The sequence below is a fragment of the Pseudomonas sp. PDM18 genome, assembly GCF_014852585.1.
Classification (GTDB): Bacteria; Pseudomonadota; Gammaproteobacteria; order Pseudomonadales; family Pseudomonadaceae; genus Pseudomonas.
The window spans coordinates 42,873-68,391 of the sequence record NZ_JACVBX010000008.1; the positions used below are offsets into that span (position 1 = coordinate 42,873).

Genomic DNA, 25,519 nt, shown 5'->3' on the forward strand with positions numbered 1-25,519 from the left:
CTGGGGCGCCGCTGCGTCATTGGTATACTTTCCCGCTACTCCACCCGCTGCCTGAACAAGGACCCGTACATGAAAGCGTTCGGCAAAATCATCGGCATCGTTGCCCTGGTCCTGCTGCTGCTCATCGTCGCCGCCGGCTTCGTGCTGACCCATTTCTTCGACCCGAACGACTACAAGGACGAGATCCGCCAGCTCGCGCGGGACAAGGCCAACCTCGAACTGAACCTCAAGGGCGACATTGGCTGGAGCCTGTTCCCCTGGCTGGGCCTGGAGCTGCATGACACCAGCGTGGCGAGCCTGCAGACGCCGGACAAACCGTTCGCCGATGCGCAACTGCTGGCCATGTCCGTACGGGTACTGCCGCTGCTGCGCAAGGAAGTGCAGATGAGCGATATCCGCGCCGAAGGCCTGACCCTCACCCTGGACAGGGACAAGAACGGCATCGGCAACTGGGAAAGCATCGGCAAGCCCCTGCCGCCGGCCAATGGCACGCCAGCCGCACAACCAGCCCCGGCGCCGAACGAGCAGGTCAAGGCGGACGCGCAGCAAACCCACCAGGCGATGAAGCTGGATATCGACAGCCTGAGCGTGAAGAACGCCCGCATCGATTACGCCGACGCCCAGAGCGGCAAGAACTACAGCGTCGAAGGCATCGAGCTGACCACCGGCGCGATTCGCGAGGGCAGTAACATCCCGGTGAAGCTCAGCGCCTACCTGGGCACCAACCAGCCGGTGATCCGCGCGCGCACCGAGCTGACCGGCAACCTGCGCTTCGACCGCGCGCTCAAGCGCTACCAACTCGAAGACGCCAAGCTGTCCGGCGAAGTTTCCGGCGATCCCTTCCACGGCAAGACCGCCAACTACAGTGCCCAGGGCCAGCTGGTACTCGACCAGGCAGCCCAGGTCGCCGAATGGAACGGCCTGAAGGTCACCATCAACCAGTTGCGCGCCCTGGGCGAACTGAAGGCCCGCGAACTGGATAAAGAGCCCAAGTTCGACGGCGGCCTGTCGCTGGCCCCGTTCGACCTGCGCGAATTCCTCGAAGGCATCGGCCAGACCCTGCCGGAAATGGCCGACGCCACCACTCTGACCAAGCTGGAACTGGCCACCCGCTTCAGCGGCACCCGCAACAGTCTGGCCCTGAATGACATCAAGCTGAAGCTGGACGACAGCGCCTTCAGCGGGAACCTCGGCATCGCCGACTTCGGCAAGCAGGCGATCCGCGCCCAGCTGTCCGGCGACAAGCTGAACCTCGACCGCTACCTGCCAGCCAAGGTCAAGAAAGCCCAGGAAGCCACTAACAGCGCGCGCAAGGCCGAAGTCGACGCCACCGCGCAGAGCGCCATCAAGGGCGATACCCCGCTGCCCAGCCAGCCGACCCAGCAGGCCTGGAGCGACGCACCGCTGTTGCCCATCGCCCGCCTGCGCACGCTGGACCTGGACGCAGGCCTGAGCCTCGGCCAACTGACCCTGGACAAGTTGCCCATCGACAACGCCGTGCTCAAGCTGCGCGGCCAGGGCGGCCTGCTCAACCTCGACGACCTGCGCGGCGAGCTCTACGACGGCAAGTTCAACGCCACCGCCACCCTCGACGTGCGCCAGGACGTCCCGACCCTGAAGGCGAAGAAACACATCGCCGACGTCCCGGTTGAGCGCATGCTCGAATCCCAGGGCCAGAAGCCGCCGGTGAAGGGCCTGCTGGACCTGGACGCCGACATCACCACCCAGGGCAACAGTCAAAAGGCCTGGATCGACAACCTCAACGGTACCGCGCACTTCGTCCTGACCCAGGGCGTGCTGCTCAACGCCAACCTCGAACAGCAGCTGTGCCAGGGCATCGCCACGCTCAACCGCAAGTCGCTGACTGGCGAGCATGGCGGCAAGGACACGCCCTTCCGCGAGTTGCAGGGCAACCTGGTGTTCAGGAATGGCGTGGCCAGCAACCCCGACCTCAAGGCCAGCATCCCCGGTCTGACCGTCAAGGCCGACGGCGACCTCGACCTGCGCGTGCTGGGCATGGACTACCGCGTCGGCGTCACCATCGAAGGCGACAAGAGCGACATGCCCGACCCCGCCTGCGAAGTGAACAAGCGCTATGTCGGCATCGAATGGCCGCTGCGCTGCCGCGGCCCGCTGGAACTGGGCGCCAAGGCCTGCCGCCTGGACAAGGACGGCATCGGCAAGATCGCCGCACGGTTGGCCGGGGACCGGCTGAACCAGAAAATTGAAGAGAAGCTCGGCGACAAGGTCAGTCCCGAACTCAAAGACGCACTCAAAGGGCTGTTCAAGAAGTGACACCGCAACGCTTCAATCAGGCCGTGCTCGACTGGTTCGACACGCACGGCCGCCATGACCTGCCCTGGCAGCAGAACATCACGCCCTACCGGGTGTGGGTCTCGGAAATCATGCTGCAGCAGACCCAGGTCAGCACCGTGATGGGCTACTACGACCGCTTCATGACGGCTCTGCCGACGGTGGCGGACCTGGCCAACGCGCCGGAAGACGAGGTGCTGCATCTGTGGACGGGACTGGGCTACTACACACGCGCCCGCAACTTGCACAAGACCGCCAAGACGGTGATGGAGCAGCATGGAGGGGAATTCCCCCGCGACGTCGAGCGGCTCGCCGAGCTGCCCGGCATCGGCCGCTCCACCGCCGGTGCCATCGCCAGTATTTCCATGGGCCTGCGCGCGCCGATCCTCGACGGCAACGTCAAGCGTGTCCTTGCGCGCTATCTCGCCTGCGACGGCTACCCGGGCGAGCCGAAGGTAGCCAGGCAGCTGTGGGACGCCGCCGAGCGCTTCACACCCCAGAAGCGGGTCAACCACTACACCCAGGCGATGATGGACCTGGGCGCCACCCTCTGCACCCGCAGCAAACCGAGCTGCCTGCTCTGCCCGCTGCGCGAGGGATGCCGCGCGCACTTCCTCGGCCGCGAGACCGACTTCCCGGTGTCCAAGCCGCGCAAGGCGCTGCCGCAGAAACGCACGCTGATGCCGATCCTGGCCAACCGCGAGGGCGACATCCTGCTCTATCGGCGCCCATCGACCGGCCTCTGGGGCGGGCTGTGGAGCTTCCCCGAACTCGACGACCTGGCCGCCCTCGACCCACTGGCCCAGCGCCACGCCCTGCGCCTGGGCGAGCGCCGCGAGCTGCCTGGCCTGACCCATACCTTCAGCCACTTCCAGCTGGCCATCGAGCCCTGGCTGGTGCGCGTCGAGGACGCAGCCCCCGCCGTGGCCGAGGCCGACTGGCTCTGGTATAACCTCGCCACCCCGCCGCGGCTCGGCCTTGCCGCCCCGGTGAAGAAGCTGCTCAAACGAGCCGCCGACGTGTTGAACGCAGGAGAAATGTCATGACCCGACTGGTGATGTGCCGCAAATACAAAGAAGAGCTGCCCGGCCTCGATCGCGCGCCCTATCCCGGAGCCAAGGGCCAGGACATCTACGAGCACGTCTCGAAGAAAGCCTGGGACGAATGGCAGAAGCACCAGACCATGCTGATCAACGAGCGTCGCCTGAACATGATGAATGCCGAGGATCGCAAGTTCCTCACTGCCGAGATGGACAAGTTCCTGTCTGGCGAGGAATACGCGCAGGCCGAGGGCTACGTCCCGCCCAGCGCGTAAGCTTCGGTATTATTTGAAAAATTTTTTCGCGGCACGCTTGACACCCCTTCCGAAAACCCTTTTAATGCGCGCCACGTTGCCCAGGTAGCTCAGTTGGTAGAGCAGGGGATTGAAAATCCCCGTGTCGGCGGTTCGATTCCGTCCCTGGGCACCAAGCCTTCCGAAAAGCCCCTGAAATCGCGAGATTTCAGGGGCTTTTTCATTCCGCTCCGCACAAGTCACTCCCCTGCCCCCGCACGCTCCGACGATTCGTATCGAATGTTTGCCTGACTTCAGTGTCTACTGGCACATAGCACACCGATCTTTCAGAATCATGACCATCCGGACGATTTCCACACGTCAGTGGGATACCCTCCGGGATTCGATGTTTCGTAGCGGAGTCACTGTGCGCAAACTCATAAGCTGGTGGAATTCCCGGGGCAACCTGGTTTCCCTGTCTGCCCTCTTCCTGCTGGTGCCGCTGATCGGCCGCTACAGTCTTGGCTGGGGCTCCCCGTTGGGCTACCTGTCGGACCTGGCACTCGGCACCCTGCTGGTCGTCGCACTGCACAACCGACGCCTGTTCATCGCCATTCCGGTCATGCTGGTCTGGGCGCTGTCGGTGATCGGTACTGCCGAACTGGTCAGCGCCGTGGGTCGCATGCCCGCGCCGGAAGACCTGCACTTCCTCGCCGACCCGGCCTTCGTCGCCAACTCCACCGAAGGCGGCGGCCTCAACCATCTGCACCTGGCCATCCTGATCGGCGCCGGCATCCTGCTCTGTGCGCTGCTCTGGCGCCGCCGCGAAAAGCCGCTGCCGCGTTACGTCTATGCCGTACCGGCCGTGCTGCTGGCCGCTCACGCTGGCGTTCAGTACTTCCAGCCCAGCGATGCAGAGATGTGGAAGCAGTTCAACCTGCCGCACCAACTGGTCTCCCGCGCCGTCACCAGCGGCGAGATGGCCTACCAGGACTGGCGCGACCGCGACCAGCCGGAAGTGCGCCCGGATGTCACCGGCCTGACCCAGCACGACCTGAGCGGCACCTCGCTGCTCGCAGGCCGCGGCCAGGCGAAGAACGTGCTGATCATCGCCATGGAAGGAATCCCCGGCGCCTACGTCGCCACCAACCGTGCCGCCCTGAGCAGCAGCTACGAAGAATCGATGATGCCGCGTCTGAGCACCTGGGCCGAGCGCGCCATGACCACCCCGGACTACGTGGTGCACAGCCACCAGACCATCCGCGGCCTCTACGCCATGCTCTGCGGCGACTACAGCAAGCTGGACAACGGCACACCCAAGGGCGTCGAACTGCTGGGCAACCCGACCCGCGCCGCCGAATGCCTGCCGGCACAGATGCACCAGGCTGGCTTCAGCACCCATTTCCTGCAGGGCGCCGGGCTGCGCTTCATGGCCAAGGACAAGGTCATGCCGGCCATGGGCTTCGACAAGACCCTGGGCCGTGACTGGTTCAAGAAGAAGCCCTACCTGGAATTCGCCTGGGGCATGGACGACAAGGCCTTCTTCGAAGGAGCGCTGGACTACGTCGGCCAATTGCGCCAGAAGAAACAGCCGTGGATGCTCACCCTGCTCACCGTCGGCACCCACCAGCCCTATTCGGCCACGCCGGAATACCTGGCCAAGTATCCGACGCCGCGCCAGGCAGCGGTCGCCTACCTGGACGACGCCGTCGATGCGTTCCTCAAGGGACTGGAAGAGAAAGGCGTGCTCAAGGACACCCTGGTCATCGTCACCTCCGACGAATCCCACGGCATCGACAACGTGCGCCTTGCCTCGGCCTGGGGCCTGAACCTGATCCTTGCACCGGAACAGGCCGCGCTGCCGCCGGTGAAGGCCGGCGTCTACGGCCACGTCGACCTGGAATCTTCAGTGCTCGACTACTTCGCCATCAAGGCGCCGCAGGATATCGCCGGCCGCTCGCTGTTCCGCGAATACACCAGCGGCCGCGAGATGGTGTCCTTCACCAACGGCATGCAGCGGTATCACGACGGCAAGGGCAACTTCACCGAGTGCGACTTCCAGCAGGTCTGCCGGCGCTACCAGAGTGACGGCTTCATCGCCGACAGCGCCAAGTTCGTCGGGCGCTTCAGCGGTCGCGATGCCCGCCTGATGACCGCCCGCGCGGACATTCTCGATCAGTCGGTGACCAGGGCGCAGTCGGCCCGCGAATACCAGTTCGCGACCAAGGAGCGAATTCGCCTGAAGCCGCAGATCGACAACGAATACACCGACAACCTGATCGGCGCGCAGTACCTGGAGTTCCCGGCCAACACCCACACCACAGTGCGCCTGAAGATCCGCGCGATCCAGATGGACGCCAATGGGGCGAAAGTGACGCTCAAGACGCGCTCGTTCGAAAAGCCGGTGCCCATCGAGATGCCGGAATTCCCGTTGGTCAAACGCAACCAGCCGCTGGAAGTGACCTTCGGCTTCGACAACGAGGAAGCGCGCAAGGCGTTCTCCTTCCACTTGCTCGCCGAAGGCAAAGGCGTCATCGAAATCACCGATTTCCACGTGCTGACCCAGCCGCGCAAATCGACGATCAACGCTACTGAAGGCGGCGGTACCGGCCTGGCCGACGCCAATCGGCCGCTGACGATTCCGCGCCTGTCCGGCCACCCGAACCTCATGGCCAGCCAGCCGCCGGAATCCCAGGACGACATCACGCCCGCCGAAGCGCTGGAAGATCCCAACCCGCAACTACGGCAGATGATGCAGTAACCCCACCGGCGGCCCCAGGGCCGCCGGACTTTTACCGGCCGGTCTAAACTGGCACTATCCCGCCCCCGCGCCATCGGCCGACGCCCTCGTCCGGCGCAGCTAGTTCACCCCAGGCGACAACGCCGAGCGGCAATGCGACAACTTGCCACTACAGCCGACGACCGCGGCAGATGGGCGCTTGGCGCACTCCAGAGTGCGTGTTAGGTTGCCCCTCGCCAGGATGGCCCCGATTCTGCAGTGACCTGCTGCAAAGCGTCCGAATAACAATAGAGGAGCCCCCTATGGCCACGGCCATACCCGCACTGGAAATCCGTAACCTGCACAAGCGTTACGGTGACCTGGAAGTGCTAAAAGGCATTTCCCTGACCGCCCGCGACGGCGATGTGATTTCCATTCTCGGCTCCTCCGGTTCCGGTAAATCCACGTTCCTGCGCTGCATCAACCTGCTGGAGAACCCGCACCAGGGCCAGATCCTGGTCGCCGGTGAAGAACTCAAGCTGAAGAAGACCAAGGACGGCTCACTGGTCGCCTCGGACAACAAGCAGATCAACCGTCTGCGCAGCGAACTGGGATTCGTGTTCCAGAACTTCAACCTCTGGCCGCACATGAGCATCCTCGACAACATCATCGAGGCGCCGCGCCGTGTTCTGGGCAAGACCCGCGCCGAAGCCACCGAGATTGCCGAGGCCCTGCTGGCCAAGGTCGGCATCTCCGACAAGCGCCACAGCTTCCCCGCGCAGCTTTCCGGTGGCCAGCAACAACGCGCCGCCATCGCTCGCACCCTGGCGATGCAGCCCAAGGTCATCCTATTCGACGAGCCGACTTCGGCACTGGACCCGGAAATGGTCCAGGAAGTGCTTAATGTTATCCGCGCGCTCGCCGATGAGGGTCGCACCATGCTGCTGGTGACCCATGAAATGAACTTTGCCCGCCAGGTTTCCAGCGAGGTGGTGTTCCTCCACCAAGGCCTGGTAGAAGAACAGGGACCGCCGCAGCAGGTATTTGACAACCCGCAATCGGCACGCTGTAAACAATTCATGTCCAGCCACCGCTAACGGAGCATCACTGCATGAACAACTATAAGAAGATCGTTCTGGCTATCGCGGCCACCTTCGCACTGGGGAGCCAGGCCATCGCCGCAGATAAACTGCGCATCGGTACCGAAGGCGCCTACCCGCCCTTCAACGGCATCGACGCCAGCGGCCAGGTCGTCGGTTTCGACATCGAGATCGGCAGGGCGCTGTGCGCCAAGATGAAGACCGAATGCGACGTCGTCACCTCCGACTGGGACGGCATCATCCCGGCGCTGAACGCCAAGAAGTTCGACTTCATCGTCGCTTCCATGTCGATCACCGACGAGCGCAAGCAGGCCGTTGATTTCACCAACGCCTACTACACCAACAAGCTGCAGTTCGTGGCGCCGAAGTCGACCGACTTCAAGACCGACAAGAGCTACCTCAAGGGCAAGGTGATCGGTGCGCAGCGCGCGACCATCGCCGGCACCTGGCTTGAAGACAACATGGCTGACACCGTCACCATCAAGCTGTACGACACCCAGGAAAACGCCTACCTCGACCTGTCCTCGGGCCGCCTCGACGGCGTGCTGGCCGACAAGTTCGTGCAGTACGACTGGCTCAAGAGCGATGCCGGCAAGGACTTCGAGTTCAAGGGCGAACCGGTGTTCGACAACGACAAGATCGGCATCGCCGTGCGCAAGGGCGACCCGCTGCGTGACAAGCTGAATGCCGCTCTGAAGGAAATCGTCGACGACGGTACCTATAAGAAGATCAACGACAAGTACTTCCCCTTCAGCATCTACTGATGCATGTGCCGCGCCGCCCCTCGCCGGGCGGCGCGCGCCTTCAGGCGTGACTCCCCATGATTTTCGACCTGCACGGCTTTGGCGATCAGTTGATCGCCGGCACCTGGATGACGCTCAAGCTTTCGCTCGCCGCAGTCTGCGTGGGACTGGTCCTCGGCCTGCTCGGCGCCATCGCCAAGACCTCGAAGAACACTTTCCTGCGCATGCTCGGCGGCTTCTACACCACCGTAGTGCGCGGCGTACCCGAGACGCTCTGGGTACTGATGATCTATTTCGGCACCGTGGCCGGCCTGAACGCCATCGGTGACCTCTTCGGCCACCCTGAGTTCGCGCTCTCCCCATTCGCCGCAGGTACCTGCGCGCTGGGACTGTGCTTCGGCGCCTACGCCACCGAAGTCTTCCGCGGCGCGCTGCTGGCGATTCCCAAAGGCCACCGCGAAGCCGGCCAGGCGCTGGGCCTCTCGGCTCCGCGCATCTTCTGGCGCATCGTGCTGCCGCAGGTATGGCGCGTGGCGCTGCCGGGCCTGGGCAACCTCTATCTGATTCTTCTGAAGGACACCGCCCTGGTCTCGCTGATCACCCTCGACGAGATCATGCGCAAGGCCCAGGTCGCCTCCAACGCGACCAAGGAACCCTTCACCTTCTACATGACCGCGGCCTTCATCTACCTGGGCCTGACCGTCTTCATCATGGCCGCCCTGCACTTCCTCGAGCGTCGCGCCGGCCGTGGCTTCGTGAGGAACGAGCTATGACCGATCTCGAGCTGATCCTCAAATGGCTGCCGAAGATGTTCCAGGGCGCCACCCTGACGCTGGAGCTGCTGGCCATCGCCGTGGTCGCCGGCCTGTGCCTGGCCGTACCGCTGGGCATCGCCCGCGCCTCGCGACACTGGTACGTGCGCGCGGTGCCCTACACCTACATCTTCTTCTTCCGCGGCACGCCACTGCTGCTGCAGCTGTTCATCGTCTACTACGGCTTCGCCCAGTTCGAGAGCGTGCGCAAGGGGCCGCTCTGGCCATACCTGCGCGACCCGTACTGGTGCGCCCTGCTGACCATGACGCTGCACACCGCGGCCTACATCGCCGAGATCCTGCGCGGCGCCATCCACGCCATCCCGGTGGGTGAAGTGGAAGCCGCTCGCGCGCTGGGCATGTCCCGTCGCCAGGCGCTGTTCCATATCATCCTGCCGCGCGCCGCGCGCATCGCCATGCCGGCCTACAGCAACGAGGTAATCCTCATGCTCAAGGCCAGCGCCGTGGTGTACACCGTGACCCTGTTCGACATCATGGGTATGACCCGCACCATCATCGCGCGCACCTACGAGGCCATGCTGTTCTTCTGCCTCGCCGGCCTGTTCTACCTGGTCATCACGCTGCTGCTGACGCGCATCTTCCGCCTGCTGGAACACTGGCTGAAGGTGGACTCCATGCAGGGCCGCTGACCGGCGCACCGTTCGCCCACGGGGTCGCTATAATGCGCGCCCCGTGGTTTGCCCCCGCTTCGCACCGTGCTCCTGAACGATACTCCCCTCACCGGCTCCGACCTGCTCCAGCGCTTCCAGGCACTGGATCGCTTCCTGCTGGACCATCAGGTGCTGTGGCGGCCGAAACCTTTTACGGTGCTGGAACTGCCCTGGGAGCACGACCATCCCGAACTGGCCGCCTGGCTGCGTAGTCGCAGCCTCGATGACGCCGAATCGGTGCACAACTCGCCCGAGCAGCTCGACGCTCCCGCCCCCTTCCCTGCATTGGCCGCTACCGCCGCGCAGCTGTCCGTCGTCGGCGAACTCCCGGCCACGCCGCTGGGCAAGTTGCCGAACCAGCTGACCGTCGACGTTCCCGGCCGCAAGTGGCAACAGATCGAAGCCTTCGCCAGCCGCCTGGATTTCGCCGAAACACCGCAGCAATGGCTCGACTGGTGCGCCGGCAAAGGCCATCTGGGGCGTCTACTGGCACGCAACGGAAAACCGCTGCTGAGCCTGGAATACGACCCTGCCCTGGTGGAAGACGGTCAGCGCCTGAGCGACCGGCTTCAGCTTCACGCCCGGCATCACCAGCAGGACGTACTCGCACCGGACGTCCGCGAGCACCTGCAGGCCGAGCACACTGCCGTCGCCCTGCACGCCTGCGGCAACCTGCACGTACGCCTGCTGCAACTTGCCAGCGCCCAAGCCTGCCGCCAGCTCGCCGTGGCGCCCTGCTGCTATAACCGTATCGACAGCGAGCATTACGAACCGCTCTCGCACGCCGCGCAAAGCTCCACCCTGCAACTCTCGCGGGACGACCTGCGCCTGCCGCTCGCGGAAACCGTCACCGCCGGCGCCCGCGTACGCCGCCAGCGCGACGGCTCGATGGCGCGGCGGCTGGCTTTCGATTTGCTGCAACGGGAAGTCCGCGGCAGCAATGACTACCTGTCCACTCCCTCCGTGCCGCCAACTTGGCTGGACAAGCCCTTCGCCGACTATTGCCGAGACCTGGCCGCGCTCAGGGGACTCGACCTGCCCACTGGCACCAACTGGCAGGAGCTGGAGGCCAAAGGCTGGCAACGCCTGGCCCAGGTTCGCAACCTGGAACTGGTGCGCGGACTGTTCCGCCGCCCCATGGAGGTGTGGCTGGTGCTCGACCGGGCCTTATTCCTCCAGGAGCGGGGCTATCGCGCCACCCTAGGCGCCTTCTGCGCCACCCGGATGTCCCCGCGCAACCTGCTATTGCTGGCCGAGCGCATCTGAGACGGGCGTTCCAGAGCTTCACCCACAGACCCTGTGGATAACTCTGTTCGTAACCTTGGAAAAACCTCCCCTTCCTTACCGCCCAGACCGCCTCGCTGCGATCTGGTCATTTTCTGTACAAACAAATTAAATCTATTAAAAACAGTCGGTTACGAGACTTCGTGATTGCTTTCACATCTCATATGCAATTTGTGCCCTAAAGCCCTCCTCCTTGTGCATAAAGGCCGCCTGCGGTGTAGGAAATCAGCTATTTCTGTTGCCAATCCCGTCCCAATGACGCTTCGTCGAACTGATTGTTGCGCAATCGCGACAATCGAATCTTGTCAATTGCTGCCTAGGCAGTATCATTTTGAAACATTTCACTGCCTAAGCAGCTTTCTGTTTTGACATGAATCACTACGACGTCGCGGATTTTCCATTCAAAGGCTCCATTGGCCAGTTGCTGGGTGCCACCGCCATCCTCAAGGATCGCCTGCTGGACAAGCATCTGGGACACCTGGACATCACCGCCGCGCAATTCAAGGTGTTGTTCTTCATCGGCCATGACCGAGCCAACACTCCGGCCGAGCTGTGCCGCGAACTTTCCATCGACAGCGGATCCATGACCCGCATGCTCGACCGCCTCGCGCGCAAGGACCTGCTGCTCCGCGAGCCCTGCCAGAACGACCGCCGCAGTGTGCGCCTGAGCCTGAGCCCCGCCGGACAGGCCGTGAATGACGAAGCCCCGAGCATCGCCGCCGCCGCCATGAACGAGCTGGTCGGCGGCCTCTCTCGCGATGAACTGCAGACCCTCACCGGCCTGCTCGACAAGATCCTGCGCGCCCACGGCGCCGCGGCCCATTGCGCGGCGCAGGAGAAATGAACATGAACCACCTCCGCATCGCCCTGCTGCCGGCCGCCGTACTCGCCGCCGTGCTGGGCTTGTCCGGCTGCGTCAGCTACAAGGGCCTGGACACCAGCGGCAAGGCCGTCGCCCCCACCAGCCTGAAGACTGGCGTCAGCCTCGATGGCACTCCGCTGTCCCCCGCGGCCTGGCCCAGCGAACACTGGTGGACCAGCCTGGGCGACCCGCAGCTGGACAGCCTGATCGGCGAGGCTCTGCGCGGTACGCCCGACCTGGATATCGCCAGTGCCCGTGCCCGCCAGGCCATTGCCGCCGCGCAAGCGCAGGACGCCGCGCGCATGCCCAGCGTGAAAGGCACCGCCAGCTACGCCGGCATCCGCGCACCGGAAAGCGTGATTCCTGCGCCCATGGGCGGTCGCTACTCGGCGGTGAAATACCTGTCGCTCAGCTTCAGCTACGACCTCGATCTCTGGGGCGGCCAGCGCGACGCCTGGGAGGCCGCCCTCGGCCAGGCCAACGCCGCCGAAGTCGACCGCCAGGCCGCCTCGATCACGCTCTCCGCCAATGTCGCCCGCGCCTACAGCGACCTGGCCCACGCCTTCGTCGCCCGCGACCTGGCCAAAGACGAACTGGACCGCTCGCAGCACCTCTTCCAACTCAGCCAGAAGCGCATGGACGCAGGCCTGGACAGCAAGGTCCAGCTGCAGCAGACGCAGTCCCAGGTCGCCAGTGCCAAGCAGCAGCTGGCCGCCGCAGAACAGGAGATTGCCAGCGACCGCATCGCCCTCGCCGTCCTGCTCGGCCAGGGCCCTGACCGTGGCCAGGACCTGCAGCGCCCGCAGGTGCTCAAGCCCGGTGCGCTTAGCCTGCCATCGAACCTGCCGGCCGAGCTGCTGGGTCGTCGCCCGGACATCGTCGCCGCACGCTGGCGGGTCGAAGCCGCCTCGAAAAGCATCGACTCGGCGAAGACCGAGTTCTATCCCAACGTGAACCTGGGTGCGATGGCCGGCCTGGCCGCTCTGCACACCAGCGACGTGCTTAAAGCGCCCAGCCGGTTCTTCCAGATCGCCCCGGCGATCTCCCTGCCGATCTTCGACGGTGGCCGCCTGCGCGCCAACCTGGCCGGGAAGGACGCCGACTACGACCTGGCCGTCGCCCAGTACAACAAGACCCTGGTCAACGCCCTCGGCGAAGTCACCGACGACCTCGGCAAGCTGCGCTCGCTGGAGCAGCAGATCGACGACCAGCGCGAAGCCCGCGACATCGCCAAATCCAACTTCAACCTGGCCATGCGCCGCTACGGCGAAGGCGTCGGCAACTACCTCGACGCCCTCAGCGTGCAGCAACAGTTGCTCCTCTCCGAGCGCCAACTGGCCAGTCTGGACGCCCAGCGCATCGATCTCTCGGTGCAACTGGTCCAGGCCCTGGGCGGTGGCTACCAGCCCGATACCACTTCCGCTCCCGCCCCGTTCGCCCAGGCGAACGCGGCCGCCGCGCACTGAACGAGGCACCCGACATGAGCACCGCCACTCAAGAAACCCCGAACGGCAACCCCAAGCGCAAGCGCTGGCTGCTGATCCTGCTCGCCGTCGTCATCCTCGCCGGCCTCGCCAGCGTCGTCTGGGAACTCCTCTACGGCCGCTGGCACGAGGACACCGACGACGCCTACGTGAACGGCAACGTCGTGCAGATAACCCCGCAGATCACCGGCACCGTGGTCAGCATCGGCGCCGATGACGGCGATCTGGTGCGCAAGGGCCAGGTGCTGGTGAAGTTCGACCCCAGTGATGCCGACATCGCCCTGCAGCAGGCCGAAGCCAACCTCGCGCGCACCGTGCGCCAGGTGCGCGGGCTGTTCAGCAATGTCGACGGCTACAGGGCCGACGTGGCCGCGAAGAAAGTCGCCCTGGCCAAGGCCGAGGCCGACTTCAAGCGCCGGCAGAACCTCGCCAACGACGGCGCCATCTCCCAGGAAGAGCTGGCCCACGCCCGCGACGCACTGGACACCGCGCGCAGCTCGCTGACCAGCTCCGAGCAGCAACTGGACACCAACCGCGCGCTGGTGGACGACACCGTGATCGCCTCGCACCCGGACGTCAAAGCCGCTGCCGCCAAGCTGCGCCAGGCCTACCTGGACGACGCCCGCGCGGTGATCATCGCGCCGGTCACCGGCTACGTCGCCAAGCGCACCGTGCAAGTCGGCCAGCGCGTGCAGCCGGGCGCTGCGCTGATGGCAGTGATCCCCCTGGACCAGGTGTGGATCGACGCCAACTTCAAGGAAACCCAGCTCAAGCACATGCGCATCGGCCAGCCGGTGGAGATCCGCTCCGATCTCTATGGCAGCGAAGTGAAGTACTCCGGCACCGTCGACAGCCTCGGCGTCGGCACCGGCAGCGCCTTCTCCCTGCTGCCGGCACAGAACGCGACCGGCAACTGGATCAAGATCGTCCAGCGCGTGCCGGTGCGCATCCGCATCAACCCCGAGGAACTGGCGAAGAATCCGCTGCGCATCGGCCTGTCCATGGACGTCAACGTCAGCCTGCACGACCAGAGCGGCCCCGCCCTCGCCCAGCAATCGCCGCACGAGGCGGTGTTCTCCACCGACGTGTACCAGGAGCAACTGGCCTCAGCCGACCAGCTGATCGAGAAGCTGATCCAGGCCAACCTGGCCGACGCCAACCACAGCACCGCGCAGCGCTGATCCGACTACCGTCATGAGCCAGCCCAACAGCAGCAGTTTCAGCCCCCCCAGCCTGGTCATGGCCACCATCGGCCTGTCGCTGGCGACCTTCATGCAGGTGCTCGACACCACCATCGCCAACGTCGCTCTGCCGACCATCTCCGGCAACCTCGGGGTGAGCTCCGAGCAGGGCACCTGGGTCATCACGTCCTTCGCGGTGAGCAACGCCATTGCCCTGCCGCTCACCGGCTGGCTGGGCCGTAAGGTCGGTGAGGTGCGGCTGTTCATTGCTGCCACCCTGCTCTTCGTGGTCGCCTCGTTCCTCTGCGGCGTCGCCCAGCAGATGGGCATGCTGGTGGGCTTCCGCGCCATCCAGGGCTTCGTCGCCGGGCCGCTCTACCCGATCACCCAGACCCTGCTGATCTCCATCTATCCCCCGGCGAAAAGGGGGATGGCACTGGCACTGCTAGCGATGGTGACGGTGGTCGCGCCCATCGCCGGGCCCATCCTCGGCGGCTGGATCACCGACAGCTACAGCTGGCCGTGGATCTTCTTCATCAACGTACCCATCGGCCTGTTCGCCGCCATGGTCGTCTACCAGCAACTGCGCGCCCGCCCAGTTGTGATCAAGCATGCGCCCATGGACTACATGGGCCTGGCGATGCTGGTGATCGGCGTCGGCGCCCTGCAGATCGTGCTCGACAAGGGCAACGACCTGGACTGGTTCGAGTCCGGCTTCATCATCGGCGGCACGGTCATCGCGGTGATCGCCCTGGCGGTCTTCATCATCTGGGAACTGACCGACAAGCACCCGATCGTCAACCTGCGACTGTTCGTGCATCGCAACTTCACGGTGGGAACCCTGGCATTGGTCGGCGGCTACGCCGGCTTCTTCGGCATGAACCTGCTGCTGCCGCAGTGGCTGCAGACCCAGATGGGCTACACCGCGACCTGGGCGGGCCTGGCAGCCGCACCGATTGGCATCCTGCCCGTATTCCTCTCGCCGCTGGTCGGCCGCTACGCAAACAACTTCGACCTGCGTCTGCTGGCGGGGCTGGCGTTCCTGGCAATGGCGGCGACCTGCTTCATGCGCGCCGAATTCACCACCGAAGTCGACTATATGCACATTGCCCTGGTGCAGATGTTCATGGGACTCGGCGTGGCGTTCTTCTTCATGCCGATCCTGAGCATCCTGCTCTCCGATCTGCCGCCCGACCAGATCGCCGACGGCTCCGGCCTGGCGACCTTCCTGCGGACCCTGGCCGGCAGCTTCGCCGCCTCCCTGACCACCTGGATCTGGAACCGCCGCGCGACCATGCACCACGCCTACCTGACCGAGAACCTCAGCCAGTACGACCCGGCCACCCGCGCTACCGTCGAACAACTCGGCGGCTCCGGCCAGCACAGCGCGGCGCTGCTGGAACGCATGGTGGAGAGCCAGGCCTACATGATCAGCACCATCGACTATTTCACCCTACTCGGCTGGCTGTTCCTCGCCATGCTGGTGGTCATTTGCCTGGCCAAGCCGCCCTTCGGCGCCAAGCCCGGCGCTGCAGCCGCCGGAGGACACTGACCAAAACTGCGGATCATTCTGACAAATCAGTGGTTTACACCAAGGGCGGCATAGCTATAATGGCCGCCCTCCTTGCCGGTATAGCTCAGCTGGTAGAGCAACTGACTTGTAATCAGTAGGTCCCGGGTTCGACTCCTGGTGCCGGCACCATCAAATACAAACACTTAGGCCCGCCTCACAACGGGCCTTTTTCGTTTCCGCCTCAGACCCTGAGCAATATTAATTCGCCATACCTTACATGGAGCGGGAATTTCCCCTACGCTTCAAGGGAACGCATGGCTTTGCCGAATGTCGAAGCGAGCTCACGCGGCACCCCAATTGATTCCTAGTCGACACTATGAGTCTCACGCCTCATTGTGTATCTTTCGCAGCGCCTGAGATTCGGGGAATGCGATCCGTCGAGCAGCTGAATCTTGCAAGCACGCTGCTTAGGACGAAATTTTCAAAGGACACGATCGATGCTGATCCCTGTGATCATATGCGGCGGCGCTGGCAGCCGGCTTTGGCCAGTTTCCCGGGAGGCTCATCCAAAGCCTTTCATGGCACTGCCCGATGGGCAAAACCTGCTGCAGAAGACCCTGCTTCGAGCGGCGGGCCTGGATGGCGTGACTGAGGTCATGACCGTCACCAACCGCGAATTGTTCTTCAAGACCGAAGACGAGTATCGAAAACTCGACACCAAGGCCAATTGCCTCAGTTATGTGCTGGAGCCTTTTGGCCGGAACACGGCGGCGGCGGTCATTTCTGCGGCCCTGCAACTGGAGCAGACTCACGGCCCTGATGTCGTGATGCTCGTGCTTCCCGCCGACCACCTGATCCAACGCACGGATGCCTTCGCCGACGCTGTGGTACGAGCCTCAAAGCTTGCGTCTCAAGGCTGGCTGGTTACTTTCGGAATCCAGCCGCAGTATCCGGAGACCGGCTTCGGCTACATCGAATGCGACAGCGCTGCACTCGACGGCGGCCTGCAAGTCAAGCGCTTCGTGGAGAAACCTACCCAGGAGAGGGCCGAAGAATATCTCGCGGCTGGAAACTACTTCTGGAACTCTGGGATGTTCTGCTTCCGGGTCGGCACCGTAATTGCCGAAATGAAGGCGCATGCCCCCGAAATTCACGACTCCGTCGCTCGGACCATTGCAGATTCGCGCCTCTCGGCGGGCGAGGACCACCGCTGCCTGACCCTGGATTCGCAGGCGTTCGGGAAGGTTCCAGATATATCGATCGACTATGCATTGATGGAGCGTTCGCTCAAGGTCGCCACGGTACCCTGTGATCTTGGCTGGAGCGACATTGGCTCGTGGAACGCGCTCAGCGAGCTGACCCCCGAGAATGAAGATGGCAACCGTCTCGAGGGCGAGGTACTGGTACATTGTGCGAACGACAACTATGTGCACAGCCCCGAGCGCCTTGCTGCCCTAGTTGGCGTCCAGAACCTGATCGTGGTCGACACGCCCGATGCCCTACTCATCGCCCACAAGGATCACACCCAGGACGTAAAGCAGATCGTCGCCCAGCTAAAGAAGAACGGGCACAGCACCCGCCTGCTGCACCGCACCGTTCATCGCCCTTGGGGTACTTACACCACTCTCGAGGAAGGCCACCGCTTCAAGATCAAGCGTATCGTGGTGAAGCCGGGGGCATCGCTTTCCCTGCAGCTGCACCACCATCGAAGCGAGCACTGGATTGTCGTCACCGGCATGGCAAAAGTCGTCAATGGTGAAAGGACCATGCTTTTGAATAGCAACGAGTCGACGTTCATCCCGGCAGGCCATCAGCATCGCCTGGAGAACCCGGGAGTCATCGATCTGGTTCTCATCGAAGTCCAAAGCGGCGACTATCTGGGCGAGGACGATATTGTCCGTCTCAGCGACAAGTACGGGCGCATCGATGTCTGAAGCTTCCAGCAACTCGACGCGATTCAGCATTGTCATACCCACGTACAATTCGGCACCGACACTGGCTCGAACGCTGGAGTCTGTACGCGAGCAAGGCTGGCCTGATGTCGAGGTGCTGATCATCGACGGCGCCTCCAAGGATCAAACCCTGGAGGTGGCCCGATCCTTTTCGGGTCTCGCACTCAAGCTAGTCAGCGAGCCCGACAAGGGTATTTACGACGCGATCAACAAGGGGGTCGCGCTGGCTACCGGTGACCTGATCTGCGTCATCGGTTCAGATGACCGACTGGCCGAAGGCGCCCTGAAAGCCGTCCATGAAGCCTGGGCCCACGCGGGTACTGACATCGTCGCCGGCAAGGCACTGCTGGAAGCGCCGGACGGGAGCGCCAGCCTTCGCGTCGACGAAGCATATGGCCCGGGCGCCCTGGTAAGCGGTATTCCGTTCTGCCACAACAGCATGTACGTGACGCCCGAAGCCTACCGGAAAGTTGGACAGTACAATCTGGGCCACAAGATCTGCGCGGACGCCGAATGGGTACACCGCTCCATTCGAGCCGGCTGCACCTGCGCGCGAGTCGAGCTACCGCTGGTCCACTTCAGCCTGAGCGGCACCTCATCGACCAACGAGGAACTCATCATGGCCGAGACCTATGCCGTGGTGGCGGGCAACTTCCCCGGGACCAGCACTCAGGATGCCGAAATCCTCTTCAAGGCTGTTCGTCGGTGGACTGACGACAGTCAGGTATCTGAGGTCCTTAGCCGGTATCCTGCGGACACCTTGCTGGCCGAAGCCGTTGCGGCTGGCCTTCACCCAACCTCGAGCGCTGCAGCCACCCCGCCTGTCAATGCACAGCGCCTGAGCAACTCATTCGCAGCAAGGGCGCTACGCAAGATTCAACGCCTTTTCCGCTCCCGACTCGCCAACGATTAAACATGTCGATTTCATTCATTATTCCTGCGTACAACGCCCAGGCGAGCCTAAGAAAGTGCCTGGACTCGATCCTGCGCCAGCCGTATGACGAATACGAGATCATTGTCGTCAACGACGGATCCAGCGACGACACTCAGCAGATCATAGAGGAGTATCAGCGCCTGGATAGCCGTATCAAGGCGCTCCACCAGAAGAACTCCGGACAAGGCGCAGCACGAGCCAACGGCCTGGAGCTGGCCACTGGCGACTACATCTGGTTCGTCGACAGCGACGACTGGCTGCTGCCAACCGTTCTGCCTCGGCTGAGCCGGATTCTGTCGCAGGAAGACCCGGATGTTCTGGTTGCGAACTTCGAATTCACGTTCGACGATCAGCCCGCAGCCCCTTCGAGCCTGGTGCCTCCACATCTGGCCGGGCAGACGCTTTGCCCGCTGGAAAGTGCCGGGACCTTTGCCGCGATATCCTGTTGGAACACGCCCCCCTGGCGGCTTATCTCCCGGCGCAGCCACCTTGTTGAGCACGGCATCACCTTTGCGAAAGGAGTGTTCTATGAGGATCACCCGTTCGCTATTCACCTGATGCTGACGGCCCAGCGCGTCTATATCGATGGAAGTATCAGTTACGGCTACTACCAGCGTGCTACCTCGACGACCAAGACGAATGATCAGAAAGCTCTCGACTTCCTGACAGTCCGCAAGCTGTGCCTCGAGCTTTTCAAGAGTTTCGACAAGTACGAAGCCCTCGCTCCCATAGTTGCCGGCTACATCCTGCCCGCCAACTTCTTCTCCGCGCACGTATCGGCGCCCTACCAGCAAGAATTCATCGAGCGTCTGGGGGCAGACACGACGCCGGAGGATCTCGCCTTCGGCGAGCAGCATGGTGACTGGGCGGCCCAGCTATTTGCCAAGGCAGTGCGTAGCAAGGACCCGTCAATCATCAACCGCACGCTGAATGCCCAGCGCATTCGTGCGAAGTACAGTCGAGCCGGTGCAAGACGCTTCATCAGCAGAATCAAGAACGCCATTACGCGCCGGATCGTGGCCCGCCTACTACGACTGAAGCAGTTCATGCTCAACCCCACGCGCCATGTGGGGATCGATGCCAGCGGGCATCGATTCCTCCAGGCCGGCATGGGAACTCGGATTGAACCGATCTACATCGATGTAAGGGTGAAGATCGAAAACAGACCGTATGTCCACGTGGGCGAATACAGCCATGTTGGTGGCACCTATGTGTTCGAGCGGGGAATCGGCTCCGTCACCATTGGCAACAAGAGCTCGATCGGGAGCGGGTGCAAGTTCATCTGCGCGCAGGAAGACGGGATCCACATCGGCAACAATGTGATGTTGTCCTGGGACTGCACCCTCATGGACTCCAACGCGCACTCCCTGGACCCGGACATTCGCGCCAACGATGCCTACGATTGGAAGGCAGGTGTCGACGCAGGCCGCATGGGTGCGTACAAGGACTGGTCACAGGTTGCCTCCGGACCAATCCATATCGAAGACAACGTCTGGATTGGATTCGAATGCGCCATTCTCAAGGGTGTACGCATCGGCAAGGGGGCTGTCATCGGCGCCCGCTCGATGGTTACCCGTGACGTGGCCCCCTATTGCGTCTTTGCCGGCACCCCCGCGCGATTCGTCAGCTTCGTCCCCAGGGAGCGCTGGACCTGGGAAGAAATCATTCATGCATCCCAGGGAAATCCCGCTCTTGATTCGGTGCTCCGAGATTCTTATCTGCACCGCGATCTGATGGGTTCCCTGCATCGTTTCATGGCGACCGAAGAGTTCCAGCAAACTCTGGGAGAGTTCAGAAGCGCGAATCCCCGTGCCCGCTCGATCCTTGATATCGGTGGCGCTGGCGGAGTCATGGCTGTGGCGTTTGCGCTGTCCGGCTATGAGGTGACGCTGGCAGAGCCCTCGCAGGATGACATCGTGGGTACTGAGGCTGCGAGAAAACTACTTGCACTGGCCGCAGAGAAACTGGATGCCTCTGTCGAGAGTCGACTGAAGATAGTGCAGGAGCCCGTCGAGTTGCTGTCCATGACCGATCAGTTCGATATCGTCTATTGCCGGCAGGTCGTACACCACTTCCGAGATCCGGTGATTGCACTGAAAAAGATCCGCAGCCTCATGAAGGATGACGGCTCTGCCTTCTTCGTTCGCGAGCATGTGATCTTCGATGAAGCAGACATGGAGTTCTTCCTAGAGAACCACCCCTTCCACCGGTATACGCACGGGGAGAACGCCTATCGGAGCGAAGAGTACTGTGACTTCATCAAAGAAGCCGACATGACTCTGATCCGGGAGTACAAATTCGCGGAGAGCCCGATTAACTACTTCCCCCACTCCGAACAGACCATTGCCAGCGTCAACGAGCGGCAGATTGCCGGACGTCCGTATACCTATGTAGCCCAGAAGAAGAAGGTCGCGGCATGAAAGTTCTAGTTCTTGGCGTTCACGGCTTCATTGGACGCCACATCGCCACGTTGCTGGGGCAACAAGGCCACGAGATTGTCGGCGCCGACATACCCCTGGCCGGGACCACCGACTGCTTGAGCATCCATCCGGAAAAACCGGATTTCGAGGCGCTGTTCCAGCAAGAGCAACCCGACGCCTGCATAAACTGCACAGGGGCAGCCAGCGTCCCGGATTCGTTCACCAATCCGCTGAACGACTACACCCTGAATACTGTGCGGATTGCCCAGACGCTTGAGGCGATTCGCAAGGTCTCGGCCCACACCAGATTCATCCACTTCTCAAGTGCTGCCGTTTACGGAAATCCGTCCACTTCCCTGCCGATTCGGGAAAGCGATGGACTCAGCCCCGTGTCACCTTACGGATGGCACAAGCGCAGCGCAGAAGAAGTGTGCCAGGAATACGCCCAGCTATTCGGTACGCAATCCATTTCCTTGCGTGTCTTTTCAGCTTACGGACCGCACCTCAGGAAGCAACTGTTCTGGGACATCTACCAGAAATCATTGCACCAACCCTGCATTGAGCTCTTCGGCACCGGCCGCGAGACCCGCGACTTCATCTATGTCGCCGATATCGCCCATGCACTGAACGTGCTTCTGCATAGGGGAGACTTCGACGGACGCGCGGTCAACGTGGCCAGCGGTACGGCCTCCACGATCAGGACAGCAGCCACCACGCTGCTCGACGCACTTGGGGTAGAAAAGGAAGTCGTGTTCACTGGCAACGAGCGGACCGGCGATCCGAGTTACTGGCAGGCAGATGTTTCATATCTTCGTAGCCTTGGTTTCACCCCCCAGTTCGAACTGCAGAGCGGTCTTGGCCATGTGGCCGACTGGCTGAAAACCCTCTGATCCGAGAACCGCTGGAGATTACCTGTTGAAACGCCCCGTCATTGGAATCCCTTTCAACTATGACGAAAGCTGGATTGGTGGAACCTATTACATCAAGAACCTGGTCAGCTCCCTGAATCTGATTGCTCCGGCCAAGCAACCGGACGTCTGGATCATCAGTCATTCGGAAACTTCATTCGAGTTCATTCAGAAGGGTACGGGATATCCGCGCCTCAACTGGATCAAGCCTGGGCAGATCGATGGCATAGACGGCGGCATTTCCCGCAAGGCGAAATTGCTGTCCCTGCTGACACCGCGTTTCTGGAAGCGCCAGCTCAACTTCGACCTGATCTTCCCCTACCCGATAGATACCCGACTGCAACAGACCGCATGCTGGATCCCTGACTTCCAGGACAAACGTCTCCCGGAATTTTTCAGCGCGGACGAATTGCAGGCGCGCGAAGCGCAGCACAGATCCTATTTCAATGACTTTCGGCACGTCGTATTCAGCAGCAATGCCGCTCGCATGGACTTCGAAGAGTTCTATCCTGAGGCGGATGTCCAGAAGTACGTCGTTCACTTCGCCACGTTCGAGCCCATGCAGCCAGAGCTTGCGCCGGCAGACGTGCTGAGCCGATACCAACTGCCGGAACGTTTCTACTACTGCCCGAACCAGTTCTGGATCCACAAGAACCACGACACCGTCATTGACGCAGTGAAGATCCTGAAGGCGCGCGGTGTCGAGGTCGTGGTGGCATTTTCAGGCAAAGAGCACGATCACCGAGCACCGGATCATTGCGACAAGCTCCGTAACAAGGTCGCGCAAGCGGGTCTTGGAGAGAATGTCCGCTTCCTTGGTTTCATCCCGCGAGAAGATCAGATGGTTATCTTCCGCCATGCGACCTGCATCGTGCAGCCCTCCCTGTTCGAGGGCTGGTCAACTGTGATCGAAGACGCCAAGTCGGTGTCACAGTACGTGATCGCCTCGAGTCTGCCCGCGAATGTGGAACAGGCGGACGAGAACATCGAGTTCTTCGACGCCACCGACTCCACCGCGCTTGCTGCGTTGCTGGAGAAGTACGCCAAGACGCCGCCTGCTCGCAAGGCGCTCGACTATGGAAAATACCAGCAGGAGTTCGCCGACTCGTTCATGGGCGTCGTTCACTCCGTTATGAATACTCCCAAACCCTAAGGGCCAGATCGTGGGTACAGGACTCGTCAGCGGCATTCGGTCAATCGTGGTAAACCGGGGACTCATCGTTCAGATGACTCGTCGCGATATATCCATGCGCTACAAGAACTCTCTTCTTGGCAGCCTGTGGATGGTCGGCCAACCGCTGCTGCAGCTACTGCTCTACGGATTTGTGTTTCAGGTCGTGCTGCGCTCTCGATGGGGCATCCAGACACCCGACGGGCGCGACGTGCCCTTCGGCCTGCTGCTGTTCTGCGGGATTCTGCTGCATAGCCTGATCGCTGACACCCTGGTCCGCGCACCGTCGCTGATCGTCAGCAACACATCCTATGTAAAGCGGGTCATCTTCCCACTGGAGATCCTGCCCCTCGTGAGCGCTGCCGGGACCGCAGTAGGTGTGACCTTCGGCATTGGCATCCTGCTGGCAGGAACACTGTATTACTCGGGGACCTTGCCGTTGCATGCGGTCTGGCTGCCTGTTCCGCTGGTCCTGCTCTTTGTACTCACTGTAGGCCTGGGCTGGCTGTTGTCCGCCGTAGGCGTCTTTTTCCGGGACTTGCCTCAACTGACAACCAGCCTGGCGACCATCATGCTGTTCACCGCCCCCATCTGCTATCCGGCTGAAATGGTCCCCCAGCAATTCCGCTGGCTGCTCAACATCAATCCGCTCACGATCCCGGTGGAGACAGTTCGCACACTGATCTTCTCCCACAATGAAACGGACTGGTCCGCGCTGGGCGTCTACGCGCTCGTAGCGGCTGCCATCGCGGCCTTTGGCTACTTTGTCTTCCACAGAATGCGCCCAGGATTCGCCGATGTGCTCTGATTACACCATCAGCGTCGATAACGTTTCGAAGCAGTACGACCTGTACAAGAGTCCGCTGCAGCGAGTACGAGGCCTTCTGCTCGGTCGACGACAGCAACAGGAAACCTTTACAGCCCTGAAACCCCTATCGCTGAAGATCAGAAGAGGCAGTTTCTTTGGCATCATCGGCCAGAATGGCAGTGGCAAGTCCACCCTTTTGCAGATAATCAGCGGCATTCTCCAGCCGTCCAGCGGACATGTCACCGTTTATGGCCGCATCGCCGCCCTGCTCGAGCTGGGAGCGGGATTCAACCCCGAGTTCACCGGCCGCGAAAACGCCCGACTGAATGCCCAGATCCTGGGCGTGTCGGGCAAGGACTTCGATCGCATCCTTCCGGAGATCGAAGCTTTCGCGGACATTGGCGAGTTCATCGACTCACCGGTAAAAACATACTCCAGCGGCATGTTCGTGAGATTGGCATTCGCCGTTCAAGCTTGTATCGACCCAGACGTTCTGATCGTCGATGAAGCCCTGGCTGTAGGCGATATCTTCTTCCGACTCAAATGCTACGAGCGCTTGGAGCGGCTTCGCCAACGCGGCTGTACCGTCATCCTGGTGACCCATAGCATGGATGACGTGATGCACTACTGCGATGAAGTGCTTCTACTGCATCACGGTAACGTGGTCTATCAAGGCGATGCCACTGAGGCAATCAACCGTTATTACGCCCTGGGCCACATCAACGCCAAGAAGATGCTCAGTGACGACGCGCGCCGCCTGAACGAAAGCGCTGCACACCTGGACGACGCCCAGCAGGAACTCGGCGATACACAGTTCCGCTGGCCTGAAAACGCCGGCATGGACATGAGCAGCCGGGAACAGACGGGCGATGGCCTGGTGCGATGCATTCGCATGGCGATCACCGACGAATTCGACGACACCCGCCAGGTCTTCAGGCAATTCGAGAAACTGCGCATATACGCCGAGTTCATGGTCCATGAAGCTCTCGAGACTCCCGTTATCGGCTTTGTCCTCAGGACCGATCGTGGAGTAGTGATTCATGGCAAGAACTCAGGGCAGTGTGGGACGCCTGTCCCGTCCCGACTGGAGAAAGGCAGCACTGTAAGGGCGTCCTTCGATATTCCCTTGGCGTTCGCAACTGGCGAATACGTACTGGATGTCGGATTCGCGACCTGGCCCAGGGCGCTACATCGCAACCTCGAGAACTCCTCGATGGCAGAGATCGAGTCCACCTCGTCGCGCCATTGCGTCATCACAAACGCATCCAGCTTCTCAATCGTTCCACAAGGCCATATGGGCTTCCAGGCGCAGCCCTTCTACGGCGTGGCCGGGGTAGATTCCAGTGCCAGAATCTGCACGGAAAGCTGAGA

The 25,519-nt window shown here is 62.2% G+C and carries 20 protein-coding genes and 2 tRNA genes; all 22 read left to right on the top strand.

Annotated elements, in window-relative coordinates:
- The first annotated feature begins 69 nt into the window (after positions 1-69).
- The 22 genes from IB274_RS17085 (at position 70) to IB274_RS17190 (ending at position 25,517) form a co-directional block, all read left to right on the top strand.
- Entirely contained in the window at positions 70-2,295 is a 2,226-nt protein-coding gene (locus tag IB274_RS17085) for an AsmA family protein (protein WP_192433087.1), read from the top strand.
- A complete protein-coding gene (gene mutY / locus IB274_RS17090; protein WP_192433088.1) occupies positions 2,292-3,359 on the top strand; it encodes an A/G-specific adenine glycosylase in 1,068 nt (355 codons plus the stop codon). The genes IB274_RS17085 and mutY overlap by 4 nt, the downstream gene beginning before the upstream one ends.
- Positions 3,356-3,628: an oxidative damage protection protein gene (locus tag IB274_RS17095; protein WP_015479334.1), complete on the top strand. Its 273-nt coding sequence runs from the start codon at positions 3,356-3,358 to the stop codon at positions 3,626-3,628. The genes mutY and IB274_RS17095 overlap by 4 nt, the downstream gene beginning before the upstream one ends.
- A gap of 78 nt (positions 3,629-3,706) precedes the next feature.
- Positions 3,707-3,782: transfer RNA gene (locus tag IB274_RS17100), tRNA-Phe, on the top strand.
- A 231-nt stretch (positions 3,783-4,013) separates the two neighbouring features.
- Entirely contained in the window at positions 4,014-6,347 is a 2,334-nt protein-coding gene (locus tag IB274_RS17105) for an LTA synthase family protein (protein WP_192433089.1), read from the top strand.
- Positions 6,348-6,628: 281 nt separating this feature from the next.
- Positions 6,629-7,402 carry an ABC transporter ATP-binding protein gene (locus IB274_RS17110; protein ID WP_192433090.1) on the top strand — a complete coding sequence of 258 codons (774 nt, stop codon included), beginning with the start codon at positions 6,629-6,631 and terminating at the stop codon, positions 7,400-7,402.
- A 14-nt stretch (positions 7,403-7,416) separates the two neighbouring features.
- Complete coding sequence (locus tag IB274_RS17115; protein WP_192433091.1) at positions 7,417-8,169, top strand: ABC transporter substrate-binding protein; 753 nt, start codon at positions 7,417-7,419, stop codon at positions 8,167-8,169.
- A gap of 56 nt (positions 8,170-8,225) precedes the next feature.
- Entirely contained in the window at positions 8,226-8,921 is a 696-nt protein-coding gene (locus tag IB274_RS17120) for an ABC transporter permease (RefSeq protein ID WP_192433092.1), read from the top strand.
- Positions 8,918-9,610, top strand: a complete 693-nt coding sequence (locus tag IB274_RS17125; RefSeq protein ID WP_192433093.1) for an ABC transporter permease — start codon at positions 8,918-8,920, stop codon at positions 9,608-9,610. The genes IB274_RS17120 and IB274_RS17125 overlap by 4 nt, the downstream gene beginning before the upstream one ends.
- Positions 9,611-9,676: 66 nt before the next feature.
- Positions 9,677-10,897, top strand: coding sequence for a methyltransferase (locus tag IB274_RS17130; RefSeq protein WP_192433094.1), 1,221 nt, complete (start codon positions 9,677-9,679; stop codon positions 10,895-10,897).
- Positions 10,898-11,285: 388 nt separating this feature from the next.
- The gene (locus IB274_RS17135) at positions 11,286-11,759 is read left to right on the top strand and encodes a MarR family winged helix-turn-helix transcriptional regulator (protein WP_192433095.1); all 474 of its coding nucleotides are present in this window, start codon (positions 11,286-11,288) and stop codon (positions 11,757-11,759) included.
- Positions 11,756-13,243, top strand: coding sequence for an efflux transporter outer membrane subunit (locus IB274_RS17140; RefSeq protein WP_192433096.1), 1,488 nt, complete (start codon positions 11,756-11,758; stop codon positions 13,241-13,243). The genes IB274_RS17135 and IB274_RS17140 overlap by 4 nt, the downstream gene beginning before the upstream one ends.
- A gap of 14 nt (positions 13,244-13,257) precedes the next feature.
- The gene (locus IB274_RS17145) at positions 13,258-14,442 is read left to right on the top strand and encodes an efflux RND transporter periplasmic adaptor subunit (protein WP_192433097.1); all 1,185 of its coding nucleotides are present in this window, start codon (positions 13,258-13,260) and stop codon (positions 14,440-14,442) included.
- Positions 14,443-14,455: 13 nt separating this feature from the next.
- Positions 14,456-15,994 carry a DHA2 family efflux MFS transporter permease subunit gene (locus tag IB274_RS17150; RefSeq protein WP_192433098.1) on the top strand — a complete coding sequence of 513 codons (1,539 nt, stop codon included), beginning with the start codon at positions 14,456-14,458 and terminating at the stop codon, positions 15,992-15,994.
- A 74-nt stretch (positions 15,995-16,068) separates the two neighbouring features.
- Positions 16,069-16,144: transfer RNA gene (locus IB274_RS17155), tRNA-Thr, on the top strand.
- Between the two features lie 308 nt (positions 16,145-16,452).
- Positions 16,453-17,889, top strand: a complete 1,437-nt coding sequence (locus IB274_RS17160; RefSeq protein ID WP_192433099.1) for a mannose-1-phosphate guanylyltransferase/mannose-6-phosphate isomerase — start codon at positions 16,453-16,455, stop codon at positions 17,887-17,889.
- The gene (locus IB274_RS17165) at positions 17,882-18,820 is read left to right on the top strand and encodes a glycosyltransferase family 2 protein (protein WP_192433100.1); all 939 of its coding nucleotides are present in this window, start codon (positions 17,882-17,884) and stop codon (positions 18,818-18,820) included. Before IB274_RS17160 ends, IB274_RS17165 begins: the two co-directional genes overlap by 8 nt.
- A gap of 2 nt (positions 18,821-18,822) precedes the next feature.
- Positions 18,823-21,261 (top strand): glycosyltransferase, encoded by a 2,439-nt coding sequence (locus tag IB274_RS29980; RefSeq protein WP_192433101.1) that lies wholly within the window; start codon positions 18,823-18,825, stop codon positions 21,259-21,261.
- Positions 21,258-22,151: an NAD-dependent epimerase/dehydratase family protein gene (locus IB274_RS17175; RefSeq protein ID WP_192433102.1), complete on the top strand. Its 894-nt coding sequence runs from the start codon at positions 21,258-21,260 to the stop codon at positions 22,149-22,151. The genes IB274_RS29980 and IB274_RS17175 overlap by 4 nt, the downstream gene beginning before the upstream one ends.
- A gap of 25 nt (positions 22,152-22,176) precedes the next feature.
- Positions 22,177-23,322 carry a glycosyltransferase family 4 protein gene (locus IB274_RS17180; protein WP_192433103.1) on the top strand — a complete coding sequence of 382 codons (1,146 nt, stop codon included), beginning with the start codon at positions 22,177-22,179 and terminating at the stop codon, positions 23,320-23,322.
- 73 nt (positions 23,323-23,395) lie between these two features.
- On the top strand, positions 23,396-24,148 hold the full coding sequence (locus IB274_RS17185; RefSeq protein WP_225614907.1) for an ABC transporter permease: 753 nt from the start codon (positions 23,396-23,398) through the stop codon (positions 24,146-24,148).
- Positions 24,138-25,517 (top strand): ABC transporter ATP-binding protein, encoded by a 1,380-nt coding sequence (locus tag IB274_RS17190; RefSeq protein WP_192433106.1) that lies wholly within the window; start codon positions 24,138-24,140, stop codon positions 25,515-25,517. The genes IB274_RS17185 and IB274_RS17190 overlap by 11 nt, the downstream gene beginning before the upstream one ends.
- The last annotated feature ends 2 nt before the right edge of the window (positions 25,518-25,519 follow it).

Bases quoted from the DNA above. Each gene is read 5' to 3' on its own strand.
- IB274_RS17085 (WP_192433087.1), top strand. From the start codon at position 70: ATGAAAGCGTTCGGCAAAATCATCGGCATCGTTGCCCTGGTCCTGCTG.
- IB274_RS17095 (WP_015479334.1), top strand. From the start codon at position 3,356: ATGACCCGACTGGTGATGTGCCGCAAATACAAAGAAGAGCTGCCCGGC.
- IB274_RS17110 (WP_192433090.1), top strand. From the start codon at position 6,629: ATGGCCACGGCCATACCCGCACTGGAAATCCGTAACCTGCACAAGCGT.
- IB274_RS17115 (WP_192433091.1), top strand. From the start codon at position 7,417: ATGAACAACTATAAGAAGATCGTTCTGGCTATCGCGGCCACCTTCGCA.
- IB274_RS17120 (WP_192433092.1), top strand. From the start codon at position 8,226: ATGATTTTCGACCTGCACGGCTTTGGCGATCAGTTGATCGCCGGCACC.
- IB274_RS17125 (WP_192433093.1), top strand. From the start codon at position 8,918: ATGACCGATCTCGAGCTGATCCTCAAATGGCTGCCGAAGATGTTCCAG.
- IB274_RS17135 (WP_192433095.1), top strand. From the start codon at position 11,286: ATGAATCACTACGACGTCGCGGATTTTCCATTCAAAGGCTCCATTGGC.
- IB274_RS17140 (WP_192433096.1), top strand. From the start codon at position 11,756: ATGAACATGAACCACCTCCGCATCGCCCTGCTGCCGGCCGCCGTACTC.
- IB274_RS17145 (WP_192433097.1), top strand. From the start codon at position 13,258: ATGAGCACCGCCACTCAAGAAACCCCGAACGGCAACCCCAAGCGCAAG.
- IB274_RS17150 (WP_192433098.1), top strand. From the start codon at position 14,456: ATGAGCCAGCCCAACAGCAGCAGTTTCAGCCCCCCCAGCCTGGTCATG.
- IB274_RS17160 (WP_192433099.1), top strand. From the start codon at position 16,453: ATGCTGATCCCTGTGATCATATGCGGCGGCGCTGGCAGCCGGCTTTGG.
- IB274_RS17165 (WP_192433100.1), top strand. From the start codon at position 17,882: ATGTCTGAAGCTTCCAGCAACTCGACGCGATTCAGCATTGTCATACCC.
- IB274_RS29980 (WP_192433101.1), top strand. From the start codon at position 18,823: ATGTCGATTTCATTCATTATTCCTGCGTACAACGCCCAGGCGAGCCTA.
- IB274_RS17175 (WP_192433102.1), top strand. From the start codon at position 21,258: ATGAAAGTTCTAGTTCTTGGCGTTCACGGCTTCATTGGACGCCACATC.
- IB274_RS17185 (WP_225614907.1), top strand. From the start codon at position 23,396: ATGACTCGTCGCGATATATCCATGCGCTACAAGAACTCTCTTCTTGGC.
- IB274_RS17190 (WP_192433106.1), top strand. From the start codon at position 24,138: ATGTGCTCTGATTACACCATCAGCGTCGATAACGTTTCGAAGCAGTAC.